Origin of the sequence: Stutzerimonas stutzeri (genome assembly GCF_018138085.1) — a bacterium.
Classification (GTDB): domain Bacteria; phylum Pseudomonadota; class Gammaproteobacteria; order Pseudomonadales; family Pseudomonadaceae; genus Stutzerimonas; species Stutzerimonas stutzeri_AI.
Genome location: NZ_CP073105.1, coordinates 2,400,286 through 2,418,369, shown reverse-complemented (window position 1 = coordinate 2,418,369; position 18,084 = coordinate 2,400,286). Strand labels below are relative to the sequence as shown.

Here is an 18,084-nt window from a genome sequence, read left to right as displayed (position 1 = left end):
GTGCCGGGTGGGTACGGCGTTGCCTAGTCCTGCACAGCAACGATCACGAGCTGCCATCGGAGATTTCATGAGTAAACAAAAGCCTGCGGCGCCTCAGATAGCGACGGCGTCGCGTATCCGTGAAGGCCTCCCCTTCCCTCTTGGCGCTACCTGGGACGGGCTAGGCGTCAATTTTGCGATCTTCTCCGCCAATGCCACCAAGGTCGAGCTGTGCCTGTTCGATACCGACGGCGAGACCGAGCTCGAGCGGATCGAACTTCCCGAATACACCGACGAGATCTGGCATGGCTACCTGCCCGATGCTCACCCGGGACAGATTTATGGCTATCGGGTGCACGGACCGTACGAGCCCGAGGCCGGCCACCGGTTCAATCCCAACAAGCTGCTGATCGACCCCTATGCCAAGCAACTGGTCGGCGAATTGAAGTGGTCCGAGGCATTGTTCGGCTACACCATCGGCCACCCCGATGGCGATCTGAGCTTCGATGAACGCGATAGCGCGCCGTTCGTGCCCAAGTGCAAGATCATCGATCCGGCCTTCACCTGGGGCCATGACCGGCCCGTGCAGGTGCCTTGGGACCGCACCATCATCTACGAGACCCACGTGCGTGGGTTCACCATGCGGCACCCCTCGGTGGCCGAAGATATGCGCGGCACCTTCGGCGGTTTCAAGACCCCCGAGGTGATCGACTACGTTCGCAAGCTCGGCGTTTCCTCGGTCGAGTTCCTGCCGATTCACGCCTTTGTACAGGACCAGCACCTGCTCGAGAAGGGCATGAGCAACTACTGGGGCTACAACAGCATCGCCTTCTTCGCGCCGCACCCCAAATACCTGGCCAGCGGCAAGATCAGCGAATTCAAGGAAATGGTCGCGCACCTGCACAACGCCGATCTCGAGGTCATCCTTGATGTGGTCTACAACCACACGGCCGAAGGCAACGAGCTAGGCCCGACGCTTTCGATGCGCGGTATCGACAACGCGTCCTACTACCGGCTGATGCCCGACGACAAGCGCTACTACATCAACGATTCGGGTACCGGCAACACGCTGGACATGAGCCACCCGTGCGTGGTGCAGATGGTGACCGACTCGCTGCGCTACTGGGCCGAGGAAATGCACGTCGATGGTTTCCGCTTCGACCTGGCCACCATCCTCGGACGTGAGCACGACGGCTATGACGAGCGCCACGGCTTCCTCGTGGCCTGTCGCCAGGACCCGGTATTGGCCAAGACCAAACTGATTGCCGAACCCTGGGATTGCGGCCCGGGCGGCTATCAGGTCGGCGGCTTCCCGCCCGGCTGGGCGGAGTGGAACGACCAGTTCCGTGACACCGTACGCGCCTTCTGGCGAGGCGACGAAGGCCAGCTGGCCGACTTCGCCAGCCGCCTGACCGGATCCGGCGACCTGTTCAACCAGCGTGGACGACGCCCGTTCAGTTCGGTCAACTTCGTCACTGCCCACGACGGCTTCACGCTCAAGGACCTGGTTTCCTATAACGAGAAGCACAACGAAGACAACGACGAAGACAACCGCGACGGCAGCGACAACAACATCTCCTGGAACCACGGCGTCGAAGGGCCAACCGATGACCCGGAAATCGCCGAGCTGCGCTTCAGGCAGATGCGCAACTTCTTCGCCACCCTGCTGTTCTCCCAGGGCACGCCCATGATCGTGGCCGGCGACGAGTTCGCACGGACGCAACACGGCAACAACAACGCCTACTGCCAGGACAGCGAAATCGGCTGGGTCAACTGGGACATTCCCGAAGAAAGCCGTGCCTTGCAGGCCTTCGTACGCAAACTGATTCGCTTGCGTCAGCGCTATCCGATGCTGCGCCGTGGGCGCTTCCTGGTCGGCGCCTACAACGAGGAGCTGGGCGTCAAGGATGTCACCTGGCTGGCACCGCACGCGGAAGAAATGACCGTCGAGCATTGGCAGGATGGCAACAACCGGTGCATGGGCATGCTCCTAGATGGCCGCGCCCAGCCCACCGGTATTCGCCGCGCGGGTTCGGATGCGACGCTGCTGATCATCGTCAACTCGCACCACGACGTGGTGAACTTCACCCTTCCCGAGGTTCCGCAAGGCATCTACTGGAACCGGTTGATCGACACCAACAATCCCAACGCGCGGGCCGAGCGTTTCGACTTTAGCGACGAGTACGCACTGACCGGCCGGTCGTTGCTGTTGTTCGAGTTGATCAAGGAAGAGGAATAACCTCGAGTAATTCCATGACTGATCCCAAGGCCCCGTTTTCGGGGCCTTGGCGTCTCTGCGCCCCAATAACTGCGCTGTTCTGGGGAAGGCTCAATCGTTCGCGCGATATCGACGTGCGGCACTGAACCCTGCGCAACACCTTGAGTCCCAACCCCAGCGCGGCGTTCATGAAACCTACGGATTTGTTCCTGCAGCCGCCGGCAGGTTGTCCCATCCGTGACGGATCACACCCCTATGGCTTCGACTCGGCTGATTGTTTCCTTGGCACTACTGCTCACCTGCTCCACCGCTTCGCTACCGCTGCTGGCGGGCGGCAGCATCACCAACGCGACGCTTCCCTCCGGCAAGCCCGGCACTGTTCGCCTGCTGGCCACCCGCGTCGGGTCCGGCAAGGCGATGGTCGTGCAAAACGATACGGACGTGCCGATCGAGGCGGTGCTGCGCCTGACCCGCATGGTCAATGTCACCGGCGTCGGCAAGGGCGTCATCCGCAAGACCGTACCGGCGCGCACCCGCATGCGCATCGCCACCTTGCAAAAGCGTCAGGCGAGCTATCCGCTGATGTACCAGCAGTCGTTCAGTTACTCGCTGATCTATTCACCAGAGCCGGGCCGCAAAGGCAGCGTAGGAGGACACGCCTACGAACTGCCGTGGCAAGGCGGCCCGTTCCGTATCTCCCAGGGCGCCGGCGGTGATTTCAGCCACAACTCGCCCAAGGGGCGCTACGCGGTGGACGTGGCGATGCCGGTGGGCACGCCCATCGTTGCGGCGCGGGCGGGCACGGTGCTGGAAGTGCGCAACGGTCAGGGCGGCCGTCTGCCGGATCCTGCGGGCAACTACGTGAGAATCGCTCACCAGGACGGCACGCACAGTGCCTACCTGCACCTCAAACGCGGCTCTGTTCAGGTCAGACCGGGACAGCAAGTCAAGGTCGGTACGCTGCTCGGTCAGTCTGGAAACACCGGCCGCAGTACCGGTCCCCACCTGCATTTCGTGGTGCAAAAAGCCTACGGCGACTCGATGGTTTCGATTCCTTTCCGCTTTTCCCGTCCGGTAGACGAGCTACCTAATTTCGCCAGCAACGATCAGTAGCCATCGAGGCGCTCAGCGCTGCCAGACGAAGGTGAAGGTCTCGTCCGTCGCCATCCGCTGCAGGTGGTCGGCCACGACGCCTTCCATCCGGCTCAGCTGAGCCTCGTCGGCCGTCTGCAACTCGGCCTTCAGTGCCCCCTCGCCGGCTTCGAGCAGGCAGATGGTTTCGCCGAGCGCGATGCGGCCTTGCTGGTCATCGAAATTCACCTCGAACTTGTGGCCCCAGTGCTTGCACAACCGGCGAATCAGGCGGCTGGGGTTGGATGTCTGGATGCGTACGCTGGAACTGAACATGTGGGTTCTCCGTTTGAAAAAGGGTGACTCAACCGAATCGATAGGCCGACAGTGTCGTCTGCATGATCCTGTCGGAAAAGACGTTGCGCCCCGGGCTGTCCAGCGCGGCACCGGCGGCCACCATCAGCGGCAACAGGTGCTCCTCGGCGCGAGGCGGATGGCATAGCCGCGCCGAGGGCGCCTCTTCCCAATGCTGCAAGAGCCGCTCACGCTGATCCGCAGGCGCGGCAACCGCGGCGTTGAGCCACTGGTCGAAGTCATCGGAAATCGGGGCAAAGCGCGGGTCGCCATAGCCGCGCATGTTGTGAAAGCTCATGCCGCTGCCGATGATCAGCACGCCCTCGTCCCTCAGCGGCGCGAGCGCGCGACCGATCCGCAGATGGGCACTGGCATCCAGATCGCTGCGCAGTGACAGCTGCACCACCGGCACGTCGGCCTCGGGAAACACCAGCTTCAGCGGAATGAAAGCACCATGATCAAGGCCGCGCTGGTGGTCTTCCTCGGCGGGAAATCCCGCCTCGCCGAGCAGTGCGACCAGACGCGCCGCCAAGGCTGGGTCACCGGGAGCCGGATAGCGCAGCTGGTAGGTATGTGCAGGGAAACCGTGATAGTCGTAGATCAGCTCGGGATTGGCAGCAGCGGTGACCCGTACCTGCCGTGCCAGCCAGTGACCGGACACCAGCACGATTGCACGTGGGCGTTGCGGCAGTGTTGCCGCGACACTTTTGAGGAAGGCTGCGAGCTTGTTCCAGGCATCGACCGGGTTCCACTCCATGAAGAAACATGGACCGGCACCGTGCGGTAGAAACAGGGTTGGCTGCGGCCCGGCAGTCGGGGCAACGTCGGCGTGGCGATGCATGGCGTTATGTCCTCTCAATCGAGCTGACAGTATGAATTACACTCGGTTGGGCTTTAACAGGCCAAAACACCTCAACAGTTCCAACCGAGAGTAGGAGCCGAGATGCTCGATAGAATCACCGGTATGCGCGTCTTCACCCGAGCGGCCAGTGCCGGCAGCCTCTCGGCCGCAGCCCGCCAGCTCGGCCTGTCGCCCGCGATGGCGACCAAACACGTCGACGCGCTGGAAGCCCGTCTCGGCGTCAAATTGTTTCATCGCAGCACTCGCCGCCTGAGCCTGACCGCTGCCGGCAACAGTTATCTGGAAGCCTGTCTGCGTATCCTGCCGGAGATCGACGAGGCCGAAGCCAGCGTCGCCTCGCAGCGGGTCGACGCGGCCGGTCTGCTGCGCATGAACGTGCCGCTGTCATTCGGTACCCGCTTCATCGCGCCGTTGATGCCCGAATTCAGCCGCCGCCACCCCGCGGTCAGGGTGGAGCTGGGGCTGACCGACAGTCAGGTGGATCTGATCGACGGGAGCTGGGACATGGCGGTGCGAATAGGCCGCCTCACCGACAGTCCACTGCAGGCCAGACGGCTGGCCGACTGCCCGCTATTGGTATGCGCCTCGCCTGGTTACCTGGCGCAACATGGCGTGCCAAGGCGGGTCAGCGATCTGGCGCGGCACAACTGCCTGGGCTACAGCCTGTCGACGTTGCTCGGCGGCCGTGAATGGGCGTTCGGCCCGGCCGGTGAGTTTCGGGTGCCGATTCAAGGCAACCTGATCGCCAACAACGGCGCCGCGCTGGTGGCCGCCGCGGTAGGTGATCAGGGTCTGATCTACCAACCGCAGTTCATCGTCGCCGCAGCCCTGCAGCGTGGCGAGCTGGTGACGGTCGAGCTGGATCAGCCGGCGCTGGGGCTCGGCGGCATCCATGTGGTCTATCCAGCCGACCGCCGCCCACCCGCCAAGGTACGCGCCATGATCGACTATCTGGTCGAAGCCTTCTCCGCCGAACTGCCCTGGGCTACCCCGCCCCGCTGACATCCTCTCCCGTTCCGCCCTCCAGAACGCCGTCGCAGCGCGCTTGCGTGGCCGTCGCACTGAAAAAAGATGAACCGCGAAAGCCGCCATCAGTCCCAATGAAGGTGCACCTGTCGACGCAGCGTGCTGCTGAATGGCCCGCTGAAAGTCAGGGCCCCATTCCGAAGGAACGCCGACCGGCTCTCGATGATCCGGCCCATTCGCAGGATGTCAGCAACCCTACATACCACTCGAACTTGCTGTTGGAGTGGGCGTTACGGAGTAGCCATGAAAGCTGTCGTTTATCACGGTGTCGGCGATATCCGCCTCGAGGACGTCGCCGAGCCACGCATCGAAGCTCCTACCGATGCCATCGTTCGTATCACCGCCTCGGCCATCTGCGGTACCGATCTGCATTTCGTCCGCGGCACCGTCAGTGGAATGAAGCCCGGCACCATTCTCGGTCACGAAGCGGTTGGTATCGTCGAGGAGCTGGGCGACGACGTGCGCAACCTGCAGATCGGCGATCGTGTCGTGATCCCCTCGACCATCGCCTGCGGTAACTGCGCCTATTGCCGTTCCGGCTATTTCGCCCAGTGCGACGTCGCCAACCCGAACGGCAAGGAAGCCGGCACGTCGTTCTACGGCGGACCGTCGCAGACCGGTCCGTTCCATGGCCTGCAGGCCGAGAAGGCACGCATCCCCTTCGCCAACATCGGCCTGGTCAAGCTGCCGGCCGACGTCAGCGACGATCAGGCGATTCTGCTTTCGGACATCTTCCCGACCGGCTATTTCGGCGCGGAAATGGCCGAGATCCGCTCGGGCGATACCGTGGCCGTGTTCGGCTGTGGCCCGGTCGGCCAGTTCGCCATCGCCAGCGCCAAGCTGCTCGGAGCCGGGCGAGTGTTCGCCATCGACCAGTACGAAGACCGCCTGCGCATGGCGCAACAGCAGGGTGCGGAAATCATCGATTTCAACCGTGAAGACCCGGTGGAAACGCTCAAGCGGCTTACCGCGGGCATCGGTGTCGACCGGGCCATCGACGCGGTCGGTATCGATGCCGAACACGGCTGCTGCGGCGGCAAGCCCGCCGATGGCGCGCAATCAGGCCAGGGCGCCCAATGGCAGCCGGGCGATGGGCCTTCGCAAGCGCTGGAATGGGCGGTCCAGGGCCTGGCAAAGGCCGGCACGCTGTCCATCATCGGTGTATATCCGCCAGATGCCACCACCTTCCCCATTGGCATGGCGATGAACAAGAACATCACCATGAACATGGGCAATTGCCATCACCGCAAATACATCCCCCAGCTGATCGAGATGATCCAGGCCCGGCGTATCGATCCGGCGAAGATCCTTACCCAGGTGAAACCGATGACCGATGCCATCGCCGCGTTCGAGGCATTCGACCGGCGCGAGCGCGGCTGGATCAAGGTGGAGCTGCAGCCACAACGCAGCGGTTCGGCCGGCGATGGCTCGGAGGAAAGCATCGTCGACAAGGCCATCGCCGACACCTTTCCGGCCAGCGACCCGACCAGCATGCAAAACCCCGGCAGGTTCTAGGAGACGTTGATGGCGGCCATCCATATCGGCATATCGGGCTGGCGCTACGCACCCTGGCGAGGCGACTTCTATCCCAAGGGGCTCACCCAGAAAAACGAGCTGAAGTTCGCCTCGCGCGCGGTAAGCAGCATCGAGATCAACGGCTCGTTCTACTCGCTGCAGCGGCCCGAGCTGTATTCGGCCTGGTACGCCGAAACGCCCGCCGGCTTCGTCTTCAGCGTCAAGGCGCCTCGCTATATCACCCATATCCTGCGCCTGCGCGAGGTGGAGAAGCCCATCGCCAATTTTCTCGCCTCCGGCGTGTTGGCACTCAAGGACAAGCTGGGGCCGATACTTTGGCAGTTCCCGCCGTCGTTCAAGTTCGATGCCGAGCAGTTCGAGACTTTTCTCGGGCTGCTGCCGCACGACACCGAGACGGCGCTGGAAATGGCCAAGGGCTGCGAGGCGCGAATGGAGGGCCGCAGCTATCTGCAGATCGACCGCAAACGCCGCCTGCGGCACGCCGTCGAGATCCGCAACCAGAGCTTCGTCGACCCGGCGTTCATCGCATTGCTGCGCAAGTACGACGTTGCGCTGGTGGTCGCGGATACGGCCGGCAAGTGGCCCTATCGCGAGGATCTGACCAGCGATTTCGTTTACATCCGCCTGCATGGTGCCGAGGAGCTCTATACCAGCGGCTATACCGAGCAGGCGCTGGACAACTGGTGCCAGCGCATCCGGCTGTGGAGCGAGGGCGGCCAACCCGACGACGCCCAGCTCATCTCTGACACCAGACCTGCCTCGCGCAAGTCACGCGAGGTGTACTGCTATTTCGATAACGACGTGAAAGTCCGAGCCCCTTATGACGCGCGGCAGTTGCTGCGCCGTCTCGGACTGGAGGAAAACCTGGAGACCACTCCGGGCCAACTGGAAGGAGCACTGGCTTGAATCTGGACAAGAATCATCCCCTGGACAGCCGGGACCTGGACGCCCATATGTCCTCGGCGGTCGATGCGATCCGCCTGTTGACCGTCAATACCCACAAGGGCTTCACCGCGCTGAACCGCCGCTTCATCCTGCCGGAACTGCGTGAGGCGGTCAGAGCGGTATCGGCCGACGTGGTGTTCTTGCAGGAGGTGCTGGGCACCCACGAGAAGCATGCCCTGCGCTTTCACGACTGGCCGAAAATGTCCCAGTACGAGTTTCTCGCCGACAGCATCTGGACCGACTTCGCCTACGGCCGCAACGCCGTATACCCCGACGGCGATCACGGCAATGCGCTGTTATCCAAGTTCCCCATTACTCGCTACGAGAATCTCGATATCTCCATCGCCGGCCCCGAACGCCGCGGCCTGTTGCACAGCGTGCTCCAGGTACCAGGCCACTCGGAGTTCCACGCGATCTGCGTGCACCTTGGCCTGCGCGAGTCGCATCGACAGCAACAACTCGCCCTGCTGTGCCAGTTGCTCGATTCGCTACCCCAGGACGCGCCGGTAGTGGTCGCCGGAGACTTCAACGACTGGCGATTGAAAGGCGCTCAGGTGCTGGATCGCTGCGCCGGCATGCATGAAGTCTTCGCCGTGTCCCAGGGCAAGGTCGCCAAGACCTTTCCCGCACGCTGGCCGATGCTGCGCCTGGACCGCATCTACGTGCGCAACGCGACGAGCCACAAGGCGCAAATCTTGGGTAACAAACCCTGGACGCACTTGTCCGATCATCTGCCCTTGGCGGTGGAGATACACCTATGAATTTTCACTGGAGAGACGGGAATCGTCTTCAGTTGCTGGAAAACGGCGAGGAGTTCTTCCCTGCCGTGTTCGAAGCCATTGCGGCTGCTGAAAAGGAAGTCCTGCTCGAAACCTTCATCTTCTTCAAAGACAAGGTAGGCCAGGAGCTGCAACAGGTGCTGGTCGACGCCGCTGCACGCGGCGTCAGCGTCGACGTTACCGTCGACGGCTATGGCTCCGCTGACCTGAACGGCGAGTTCGCCTCCACCATGGCGCGGGCCGGTGTGCGCATTCATATGTTCGATCCCGGCAAGCGGCTGCTGGGCAAGCGCGTCAACGTGTTTCGCCGCATGCACCGCAAGATTGTCGTCGTCGACGGACAGGTCGCGTTCATCGGTGGCATCAACTTCTCTGCCGACCACCTGGGCGATTTCGGTCCGGAGGCCAAGCAGGATTACGCGCTGAGGGTCGAGGGGCCTGTGGTGCACGACATCCATCGGTTCGCCCTCGGCGTCGTCGCGTCGGGACGTGTGAACCGGCGCTGGTGGCATCGGCGGGCAGCGCACCCGAGCAACGGCTACGTTGGCGTCAACCGGGGCGAGGCGCGTGCTTTGTTCGTGATCCGTGACAACCAGGATCATCGCAACGATATCGAGCAGCACTATCTGCAGGCGATTCGAGATGCCCGCTCCCGGTTGTTGATAGCCAATGCCTATTTCTTCCCGGGCTACCGCGTGCTGCGCGAGATTCGCAACGCGGCCCGGCGCGGCGTACGGGTGCGGCTGATCCTGCAGGGGCAGCCGGACATGCCGATCGCCAAGTTCGGCGCGCGGATGCTCTACAACTACCTGATGAGCGACGGCGTCGAGGTGCACGAATATTGCCGCCGGCCGCTGCACGGCAAGGTGGCCCTGGCCGACTACGAATGGTCCACGGTGGGCTCGAGCAATCTCGATCCGCTCAGCCTGTCGCTGAACCTGGAGGCGAACCTGATCATTCGCGACCACAACTTCAATCGGCAACTGCATGAGAAGCTCGATCGGTTGCTGCAGGAAGATTGTCGCCGGATTCCACTGGAGCGAATCGTGCGCGGCTACTGGTGGCGAGCACCGCTGGCCTTCGTCATCTTTCACTTTCTGCGGCATTTCCCTCAGCTCGTCGGCCTGTTCCCAGCGCACCGTCCTAAGCTGCAACTGATCGATCCGGAGCCGCTCGAGTCCGAGTCGGCTCCCCTGCAACGAGATCATCGATGAGCGAGACGCAGACCTCCTCGCCTGGCGGCTGGCGCCGTCGCTGGCCGCTGATCAAGCGGATCCTGACCTACGTCTTCTTCGTGCTGGTCGTCGGCTTGCTGGTGGGGCTGGCGCGTAATGTCGACTGGCACGAGGTCTACCGGACGCTGAGCGACTACGACGCCAAGATCCTGTGGCTGGCCGGTGGCGCCACCCTTGCCAGTTACGCCGTGTATTGCTGCTTCGATGTGCTCGGCAAGCGCTACGCACAGCACAGCCTGCCGGTTCGCCAGATCGTTCCGGTGACCTTCGTCTGCTATGCCTTCAACCTCAACCTGAGCGCCTGGGTGGGCGGCATCGCCCTGCGCTATCGCCTGTATTCGCGCCTTGGACTGCGTGCCTCGCAGATTACCCGGGTGTTCACCTTGAGCGTCCTGACCAACTGGCTCGGTTATATCTGGCTGGCAGGCCTGATCTTTTCCATGGGTTGGATTACGCCGCCGGCCAGTTGGGAAGTCGGCGAAACGGCGTTGCGTGTGCTCGGCGCCGTGTTGCTGCTGGTCGCGGTGGTCTACCTGTGGGCATGCGGCTTTTCCAAGCGTCGCCACTGGACCATCCGCAAGCACGAGATCCATCTACCCTCGTTACGCCTGGCCGCGCTGCAAATGGTGTTGGGCGCGAGCAACTGGGCCCTGATGGCGCTGGTGGTCCATTTCATGCTGATGCAGAAGGTGTCCTACCCCGAGGTGCTGGGGACCTTGATGATCAGCAGCATCGCCGGCGTGATTGCCCACATCCCGGCAGGCCTCGGCGTGATCGAGGCGGTGTTCGTGGCCGCCCTGGGTGACGAGCTCGGCAACGGCGCGATCGTAGCCGGCCTGATCGGCTACCGCGTCGTGTACTTCCTGATACCGCTGTGCCTGGCCGCCATCCTCTACGTCGTGCTCGAAGCCCGAGCGAAGAAGCTGCGCGCCGGAAACGAGGCCAAACCCGGCGAAAAAAAATCAGCGGAAGAAGAGCCGTCCGGAGCCCGGAAAGCTGTCAGCCGCTAGACGACGACCAAAGACGGCGCCCCTGGCTTCCGTACGAGCAGGTTCTACCTGCGACCCCTCGCAACGGCGCCCGCCGATCGCAGACAACACGGCCTGACAATGCCAGTGGTTGAAGCCTCGTCAGATGAGGGCCGAATGGCCGCCTGGCTACAGTGTCGATGCTCTGTAGGAGCAGGTTCTACCTGCGACCCTTCGCAACGGCGACCGCTAATTGCAGGCACCACGGCCTGACTATGCCAGCCGTTAGCGCCTCGTCATATAAGCACTGAGACGGCCCGTCCGGTCACCTGGCTACGGTGTCGATGCTTCGCGAGACCTCCCCGCATCACGCCGCTCCCGCTTTCTTGCCATCAGGCTGCCAGACCGAATCACCCGCGCCACAGTCGGGATCGGCGCTGCATGCGCGGCGGATCGATGCGTCCTCCGGCTGCAGGGTGCTGTGGGTGATGTCGAAGCGCTCGTGAAGGACGTGCTGAAGCTGCGGCAAGACCGACGCCCAGCGCTCCATCGTATCCACGTCGACATGCGCCGCCAGCGCCAGGCTATTCGATGACAGGCTCCAGATGTGCATGTCATGGATGGCCAGCACCCCGTCGATCCGTACCAGCGTATCGCCCACTTCCTGCGCGTCGATTCCCTTCGGCACGCCTTCCATCAGCACGTGGGTGACCTCGCGCAACAGCCGAACGGCGCTGACCAGGATCAGCAGGCTGACCAGCAGCGAGAGAATCGGGTCGACCACCGGCGGGCCGCCGAAATAAATGATCGCACCGGCTGCCAGCGCGGCGACCGAGCCCAGCAGGTCGCCCATCACGTGCAGCAGCGCGCTGCGCACGTTGACCGACTGCTCGCCCCGCATCAGCACCCAGGCAACCACCAGGTTGACCAGCAGCCCCAGCGCACCGATGGCCAGCACCGTGCCGCCCGCCACCGCTGGGGTATCGCCGATGCGCCGGATGGCCTCGTAGGTGATGAAGGCGATCACGCCGAACATGAACAGCACATTGAACAATGCACCGAGCATTTCGGCCCGCTTCAGCCCGAAGGAGTGCCGGCGCGATGCCGGTTTGCGGGCCAGCCAGGCGGCGAAGGCACCGACGCCCAGCGACAGCGAATCGGTCAACATGTGCCCGGCATCCGAGAGCAAGGCCAGCGAGTCGGCAATCAGCCCGCCGAACACCTCGACCGCGGCAAACGCGGTGGTGAAGACCAGCGCGACCAGCAAGGTCTTGCCGCTGCCATGGCTGTGTCCCGGGCCGTTACCGTGGCTATGACCGTGTTCATGGTTGTGTCCCGCCATGCTGCGCCTCCTGTTTCCGACGGGTGAGACCAGCGGGCCGGTTATGCACAACCTGGCTCGCCGGCCTTCCCACGCCGTCCGGCATCCGGCCACCGCGGCGCCCGGATGCCGGAACGACCTAGCCTTGCGGCCGCAGGATAACGACGCCCAACGGCGGCAACGTCAGGGAAAGCGAAACGTCCTGGCCATGGGATGGCAGCGCTTCGGCGAGGATCCCGCCACCGTTGCCCACGTTGGACCCCGCATAGCACTCGGCGTCGCTGTTGAAGATTTCCAGCCAGCGACCGTTCTCCGGAACGCCGACGCGGTAGCCCTCACGGACGACTGGCGTAAAGTTACCCACCACCAGCAGCGGATGACCGGTGGAGCTACGGCGTAACCAGGCAAAGACGCTGTTGGCGCGATCGTCGCCGATCAGCCACTGGAAACCTTCCGGATCGCTGTCGAGCTCATGCAGGGCCGGTTCCTGGCTGTACAGCCGGTTCAGGTCACGAACCAGGTTCTGCGCGCCACGATGGTCCGCCTCGTCGAGCAGATACCAGTCCAGTTCCCGGTCGTGGCTCCATTCACGCCATTGGCCGAACTCGCAGCCCATGAAGAGCAGCTTCTTGCCGGGGTGCGTCCACATGAACGACAGATAAGCGCGCAAGTTGGCGAATTTCTGCCAGCGGTCTCCCGGCATCTTGTCGATCAGCGAGCCTTTGCCGTGCACCACTTCATCATGGGAGATCGGCAGCACGAAGTGCTCGGAATAGGCGTAGACCATGCCAAAGGTGAGCTTGTCGTGGTGGTACTGCCGATTGATGGGGTCTTCCTGGATGTACTTGAGCGTGTCGTGCATCCAGCCCATGTTCCACTTGTACGCGAAGCCCAGGCCGCCTTCGGCTGTTGGCTTGCTGACGCCGGGAAACGCGGTGGATTCTTCGGCGATGACCAATGCACCCGGCGTTTCGGTGGCCACCACGTCGTTCAGATGACGCAGGAAGTCGATCGCTTCGAGGTTCTCGCGACCGCCGTGACGATTCGGGATCCACTCGCCTTCCTTGCGCGAATAATCGCGATAGAGCATCGAGGCGACCGCATCGACGCGCAACGCATCGACGTGGAATTCGCGCAGCCAGTGCAGCGCCGAGGCGAGCATGAAGCCGTGGACCTCGGTGCGTCCGAGATTGTAGATGTAGGTATCCCAATCCTGATGGAAGCCTTCGAAGGGGTGCGCGTACTCGTACAGCGCGGTACCGTCGAACTCGCCCAGACCATGGGCATCGGTCGGGAAATGCGCGGGCACCCAATCGAGGATGACCCCGATTCCGGCGTTGTGACAGGCGTCGACGAAAGCGGCGAAATCATGGGCACTGCCATAGCGGGCACTGGGCGCGAACTGCGAAAGCAGCTGGTAGCCCCAGGAGCCGCCGAAGGGATGCTCCATGATCGGCATCAGTTCGATATGGGTGAAACCGAGATCGACGACGTAGGGGATCAGCCGCTCGGCCAGTTCGTGCCAGTCATACAGGCGCCCATGATCGCCTCCGTCCCGGCGCCAGGAACCGGCGTGCAGCTCGTAGATGGTCATCGGCGCCTGCAGTGATTGCCGCGCCACGCGCTGTTGCAGCCAGGCGTCGTCCTTCCACTGGTATTCCAGCGGATGCGAGATCACCGACGCGGTGCCCGGCGGCAGCTCGGTCGCCAGGGCCACGGGGTCGGCCTTGAGCGGCAGGATGCCGTGCGGTCCGAGGATTTCGAACTTGTAGCGATCGCCCGGTTGTAGCCGAGGGATGAATATCTCCCAGACACCCGCCGGGAAACGCAGGCGCATCGGGTGCCGACGCCCGTCCCAATCGTTGAAGCTGCCGACCACCGAAACGCGCCGGGCGTTAGGCGCCCAAACGGCAAAACGCACGCCCTGTACACCGTCGACTTCCATCGGCTGCGCGCCGAACACGCGGCCGAGCTCGCGATGGTTGCCCTCGGCGAACAGATACAGATCCATTTCGCCGAGCTGTGGCCCGAAGCTGAATGGGTCTTCGGTCACTTGCTCGCCACCGGCCCAGCGAATCCTTAGCAGATAGGGTTGAGGGTTGGTCAACCGTGTGAAAAAGAAGCCGGGCACCTGCCCCTGCTCCATCGCCGCCAGCACACGACCACCGGAGCGTTCCAGCACCTCGACGCCGAGCGCGTTGGGCAGGTAGGCCCGTACCACCAGGCCGTCCCCGTCCGGGTGCGGACCGAGAATCGAAAAGGGGTCACCGTGTTCGGCACGCACCAGCGCGTCTACATCAGCATCGCTGGGCAGTAGGGTTTCTCCGGGCATGGTCACGACCGGTCGATCATTCATTGGGAACCTCCATCGGAAATCTGTTGTGCCAAAGCCGCCAATCCCTGCAAGGGGACGGGCAACCAGGCCGGGCGGTTCTCTGCCTCATAGGCCACTTCATACGCGGTCTTTTCCAGGCTGAACAGGGCCAGCGCGGCGTCCGCCCCGTTGGCATCCTTCCAGGCATGTGGGATTTGCGCGGTAGCCTCCCGATAGGCCTCGAGGAAGACGCTACGCGCGCTCTGCTGGTAGGCATCGGAAATCGCGCGTCGCGCCAGATCGGCTGCCTCTGAACTGTCGCTGATCTGTGCGTTACGCATGACCATGGCCGCCGCGTACTCGAACGAGCGCAGCAGACCGGCGACATCCTTGAACGGGCTGAGCTTGGCTCTGCGTTCCTCCAGCGAGCGTGCGGGCTCCCCTTCGAAATCGATGAAATACGCATCGCCCTGCACCACCAGCACCTGCCCCAGGTGCAGATCGCCGTGCACCCGCGTGCGCAGCCCGCCGACCGTTCGTTCAGCCAACCGTTTGACCTCCGCCATGAGTTGTTCACGCTGTCCCAGCAGCTGATCGACCAGCGTTGCGGTCTTGCGTTCCAATTCACCACGCCGGTTTTGCAGGATATCCAGCGCTCGCGCTAACTGGGCGCCGACCAGCTCGGTCCACTCCCGAGTGTCAGCCGGACGGGTCGGCTCGCTGGCGAAGGCCGCGTCCTCGGTCGAGGCCGCTAATGTCATGTGCATCTCGCCCAGGCGCTGGCCGAGCAGGCGATTGAACGCCTCTAGCTCTTCGAGCGCGCTGAACTGGTTTTCATGCAGCGATACGCCGCCCGCGATCTGGTCGCGCACGGCGCGGTCCAGCGTATTGAGCGTCCACTCCCAGGCATCGCCCTGGTTGTCGAGGAAGCGCTGCACCACCATCAGCGCGTGCTGCTCGCCCTGCTTGTTGACCCGTGCCACCTGGCCGAGCATGGCGGAAATATGGTTGAAGCCCTGCTCGGTCAGGAAGCGCCCCATTTCCAGCTCCGGGTGCACGCCGGAGGAGATACGGCGCAGCACCTTGATCATCATGCTGCTGTCGATGATCGCCGAGCTGTTGGACTGTTCCGCCGTCAGGTAGCGCACCTCGGCATCGTCGGGCAGTTCGATCTCGGCCAGTCGCGCCATGGGTTCGAAGCGTATTTCGCCCTCGCCGCATGGCAGCACCTGTTCTTCGCGCAGCCCCTGGATCACGCCCAGTACGAACTGTTTGAGCGCGAAGGCGTCGGTCAGCAGGCCCACTTGTGGTCCGCGGCGCACGCGCGCCATGGCCAACTGTTGCGGCAAGGCGGTATCGAAATCGCCCTCGTCGAGGAAGCCCAGCGGCAGCTGATACAGGTCGGTACGGCCGGCGGTCTGCACGGCAATCTCGCTCAGCAGCACCGGCCGCTGCGGATCGCCGAACGGCACGCTGTAGCAGATCTTGATCGATTCGACGGCGGCATCCTTGCTGGCGAACCAACGCCGTTTCGGCAGATAAGCCGGCAGCGATTCGGTTTCGAGAATTCGTTTGTTGGCAGCGGTGAGCGTATCCAACCGTTTGAGCACCAGCGTTTGAAAATCGGGCATCGTTTCCACCGGTTCCTGGTGCCAGCTGGGCATCTGATGACTGGTTGCCAGCTGGAACCAGTAGAAGCCGTAAGGAGGCAGCGTCAGCAGATAGGGCAATTGACCAATGGGCGGGAAGGCACTGCCGCCGACCATCTCCACCGGTACCATCCCGGCGTAGTGCGACAGCTCCAGTTCCGCCGCTTGGGCCGAACGCGAGACGTTGGCGACGCAGAAGATCACTTCGGTCTCGCCGTTCGGCGTGGTGTATTCGCGCAGATAGGCCAGGATGCGGCGGTTGCTCGGGGCGAGCATCTTCAGGCTGCCGCGTCCGAAGGCCTTGAACTGCTTGCGGATCGACAGCAGCCGCCGCGTCCAGTTGAGCAGCGAATGCGGATCGCGCTGCTGTGCCTCGACGTTGATCGCCTGATAGCCATACAGCGGATCCATGATGGGCGGCAGCACGAGACTGGGCGGGTCGGCGCGGGAGAAGCCGCCGTTGCGATCCAGCGACCATTGCATCGGCGTGCGCACCCCGTCCCGGTCACCGAGGAAGATGTTGTCGCCCATGCCGATCTCGTCGCCGTAATAGATCACCGGCGTGCCGGGCATCGACAGCAACAGGCTGTTGAGCAGCTCGATCCGCCGCCGGTCGCGCTCTAGCAGCGGCGCCAGACGTCGGCGAATGCCCAGGTTGATTCGGGCTCGCTTGTCACTGGCGTAGTAATTCCACAGGTAATCGCGCTCCTTGTCGGTCACCATTTCGAGCGTCAGCTCGTCGTGATTACGCAGGAAGATCGCCCACTGGCAGTTCTCAGGGATGTCCGGGGTCTGGCGCAGAATATCGGTGATCGGGAAGCGGTCTTCCTGCGCCAAGGCCATGTACATGCGCGGCATCAGTGGGAAGTGGAACGCCATATGGCACTCATCGCCGGGCCCGCCGTCTTCCCCGCCGAAATACAACTGGGTGTCCTCTGGCCACTGATTGGCCTCGGCCAGCAGCATGCGATCGGGGTAATTGGCGTCGATTTCGGCACGAATCTGCTTCAGGACCGCGTGGGTCTCGGGCAGGTTTTCGTTGTTGGTGCCGTCGCGCTCGACCAGGTAAGGAATCGCATCCAGGCGCAGGCCGTCGATTCCCATGTCCAGCCAATAGCGCATCACGCTGAGCACGGCCTTCATCACCTGCGGGTTGTCGAAGTTCAGGTCCGGCTGGTGCGAGTAGAAACGGTGCCAGAAGTACTGCTTGGCCACCGGATCCCAGGTCCAATTGGATTTCTCGGTGTCGAGAAAGATGATCCGAGTCCCTGGATACTTGTCGTCGGTGTCCGACCAGACGTAGAAGTTGCGTGCTGCCGAACCCTTCTTCGCCTTGCGCGCGCGCTGGAACCAGGGGTGCTGGTCCGAGGTGTGGTTGATGACCAATTCGGTGATCACCCGCAAGCCCCGCTTGTGTGCCGCAGCGATGAAGCGCCGGGCATCGGCCAGGCTGCCGTAGTCCTCGTGCACGCCCCTGTATTCGGCAATGTCGTAGCCGTCATCGCGCCGCGGCGAGGGGTAGAACGGCAGCAGCCAGATGGTGTTCACTCCCAGATCGGCGATGTAGTCGATCTTTTCGATCAAGCCCTGGAAGTCGCCGACGCCATCGTTGTTCGAGTCAAAGAACGATTTGAGGTGGACCTGGTAGATCACCGCATCCTTGTACCAGAGCGGGTCTTTGATAAAGGCGGCTGGTTTGCGCGCTTTGGCCATGTTCTCGTTCCTTTCATGACCTCCGACACCGCTCCCTTGGGGAGCGGGTGGAGACTGAAAATGTGCGTGGAGTAACCTACAGACCGGATCAAGTTAATTGCGTAACCTATTGAC

13 protein-coding genes are annotated in these 18,084 nt (G+C 63.1%); 8 read left to right on the top strand and 5 right to left on the bottom strand.

The annotated features are described in order from the left end of the window. The first annotated feature begins 67 nt into the window (after nt 1-67). On the top strand, nt 68-2,218 hold the full coding sequence (gene glgX, locus KCX70_RS11150; RefSeq protein ID WP_212620215.1) for a glycogen debranching protein GlgX: 2,151 nt from the start codon (nt 68-70) through the stop codon (nt 2,216-2,218). A 234-nt stretch (nt 2,219-2,452) separates the two neighbouring features. Then, nucleotides 2,453-3,310 (top strand): M23 family metallopeptidase, encoded by an 858-nt coding sequence (locus KCX70_RS11145; RefSeq protein WP_212620214.1) that lies wholly within the window; start codon nt 2,453-2,455, stop codon nt 3,308-3,310. Between the two features lie 12 nt (nt 3,311-3,322). Here the strand turns inward: KCX70_RS11145 and KCX70_RS11140 are convergent, their stop codons facing one another. Together KCX70_RS11140 and KCX70_RS11135 are read right to left on the bottom strand one after the other, a co-directional pair. Continuing rightward, nucleotides 3,323-3,604, bottom strand: coding sequence for a DUF2218 domain-containing protein (locus KCX70_RS11140; RefSeq protein ID WP_212620213.1), 282 nt, complete (start codon nt 3,602-3,604; stop codon nt 3,323-3,325). Nucleotides 3,605-3,632: 28 nt separating this feature from the next. Then, nucleotides 3,633-4,463, bottom strand: coding sequence for a DODA-type extradiol aromatic ring-opening family dioxygenase (locus tag KCX70_RS11135; RefSeq protein WP_212620212.1), 831 nt, complete (start codon nt 4,461-4,463; stop codon nt 3,633-3,635). A 102-nt stretch (nt 4,464-4,565) separates the two neighbouring features. Here KCX70_RS11135 and KCX70_RS11130 point away from each other — a divergent pair, with 102 nt between their 5' ends. The 6 genes from KCX70_RS11130 (at nt 4,566) to KCX70_RS11105 (ending at nt 11,015) form a co-directional block, all read left to right on the top strand. Then, on the top strand, nt 4,566-5,486 hold the full coding sequence (locus KCX70_RS11130) for a LysR family transcriptional regulator (RefSeq protein ID WP_212620211.1): 921 nt from the start codon (nt 4,566-4,568) through the stop codon (nt 5,484-5,486). 267 nt (nt 5,487-5,753) lie between these two features. Beyond that, nucleotides 5,754-7,025, top strand: a complete 1,272-nt coding sequence (locus tag KCX70_RS11125; protein ID WP_212620210.1) for a zinc-dependent alcohol dehydrogenase — start codon at nt 5,754-5,756, stop codon at nt 7,023-7,025. Between the two features lie 9 nt (nt 7,026-7,034). Continuing rightward, nucleotides 7,035-7,952: a DUF72 domain-containing protein gene (locus KCX70_RS11120; RefSeq protein ID WP_212620209.1), complete on the top strand. Its 918-nt coding sequence runs from the start codon at nt 7,035-7,037 to the stop codon at nt 7,950-7,952. After that, entirely contained in the window at nt 7,949-8,752 is an 804-nt protein-coding gene (locus KCX70_RS11115) for an endonuclease/exonuclease/phosphatase family protein (protein ID WP_212620208.1), read from the top strand. The genes KCX70_RS11120 and KCX70_RS11115 overlap by 4 nt, the downstream gene beginning before the upstream one ends. Further along, nucleotides 8,749-9,984 (top strand): cardiolipin synthase ClsB, encoded by a 1,236-nt coding sequence (gene clsB, locus KCX70_RS11110; protein ID WP_212620207.1) that lies wholly within the window; start codon nt 8,749-8,751, stop codon nt 9,982-9,984. Before KCX70_RS11115 ends, clsB begins: the two co-directional genes overlap by 4 nt. After that, nucleotides 9,981-11,015, top strand: a complete 1,035-nt coding sequence (locus KCX70_RS11105) for a lysylphosphatidylglycerol synthase domain-containing protein (RefSeq protein ID WP_212620206.1) — start codon at nt 9,981-9,983, stop codon at nt 11,013-11,015. Before clsB ends, KCX70_RS11105 begins: the two co-directional genes overlap by 4 nt. Nucleotides 11,016-11,340: 325 nt before the next feature. On the opposite strand, the gene KCX70_RS11100 is transcribed toward KCX70_RS11105, so the two are convergent. From KCX70_RS11100 to treS, 3 genes are all read right to left on the bottom strand, one after another. Beyond that, the gene (locus KCX70_RS11100; RefSeq protein WP_212620205.1) at nt 11,341-12,315 is read right to left on the bottom strand and encodes a cation diffusion facilitator family transporter; all 975 of its coding nucleotides are present in this window, start codon (nt 12,313-12,315) and stop codon (nt 11,341-11,343) included. Between the two features lie 118 nt (nt 12,316-12,433). Further along, nucleotides 12,434-14,650 carry a 1,4-alpha-glucan branching protein GlgB gene (gene glgB, locus KCX70_RS11095; RefSeq protein ID WP_212620204.1) on the bottom strand — a complete coding sequence of 739 codons (2,217 nt, stop codon included), beginning with the start codon at nt 14,648-14,650 and terminating at the stop codon, nt 12,434-12,436. Continuing rightward, the gene (gene treS / locus KCX70_RS11090) at nt 14,647-17,970 is read right to left on the bottom strand and encodes a maltose alpha-D-glucosyltransferase (protein ID WP_212620203.1); all 3,324 of its coding nucleotides are present in this window, start codon (nt 17,968-17,970) and stop codon (nt 14,647-14,649) included. Before treS ends, glgB begins: the two co-directional genes overlap by 4 nt. Between the last annotated feature and the right edge of the window lie 114 nt (nt 17,971-18,084).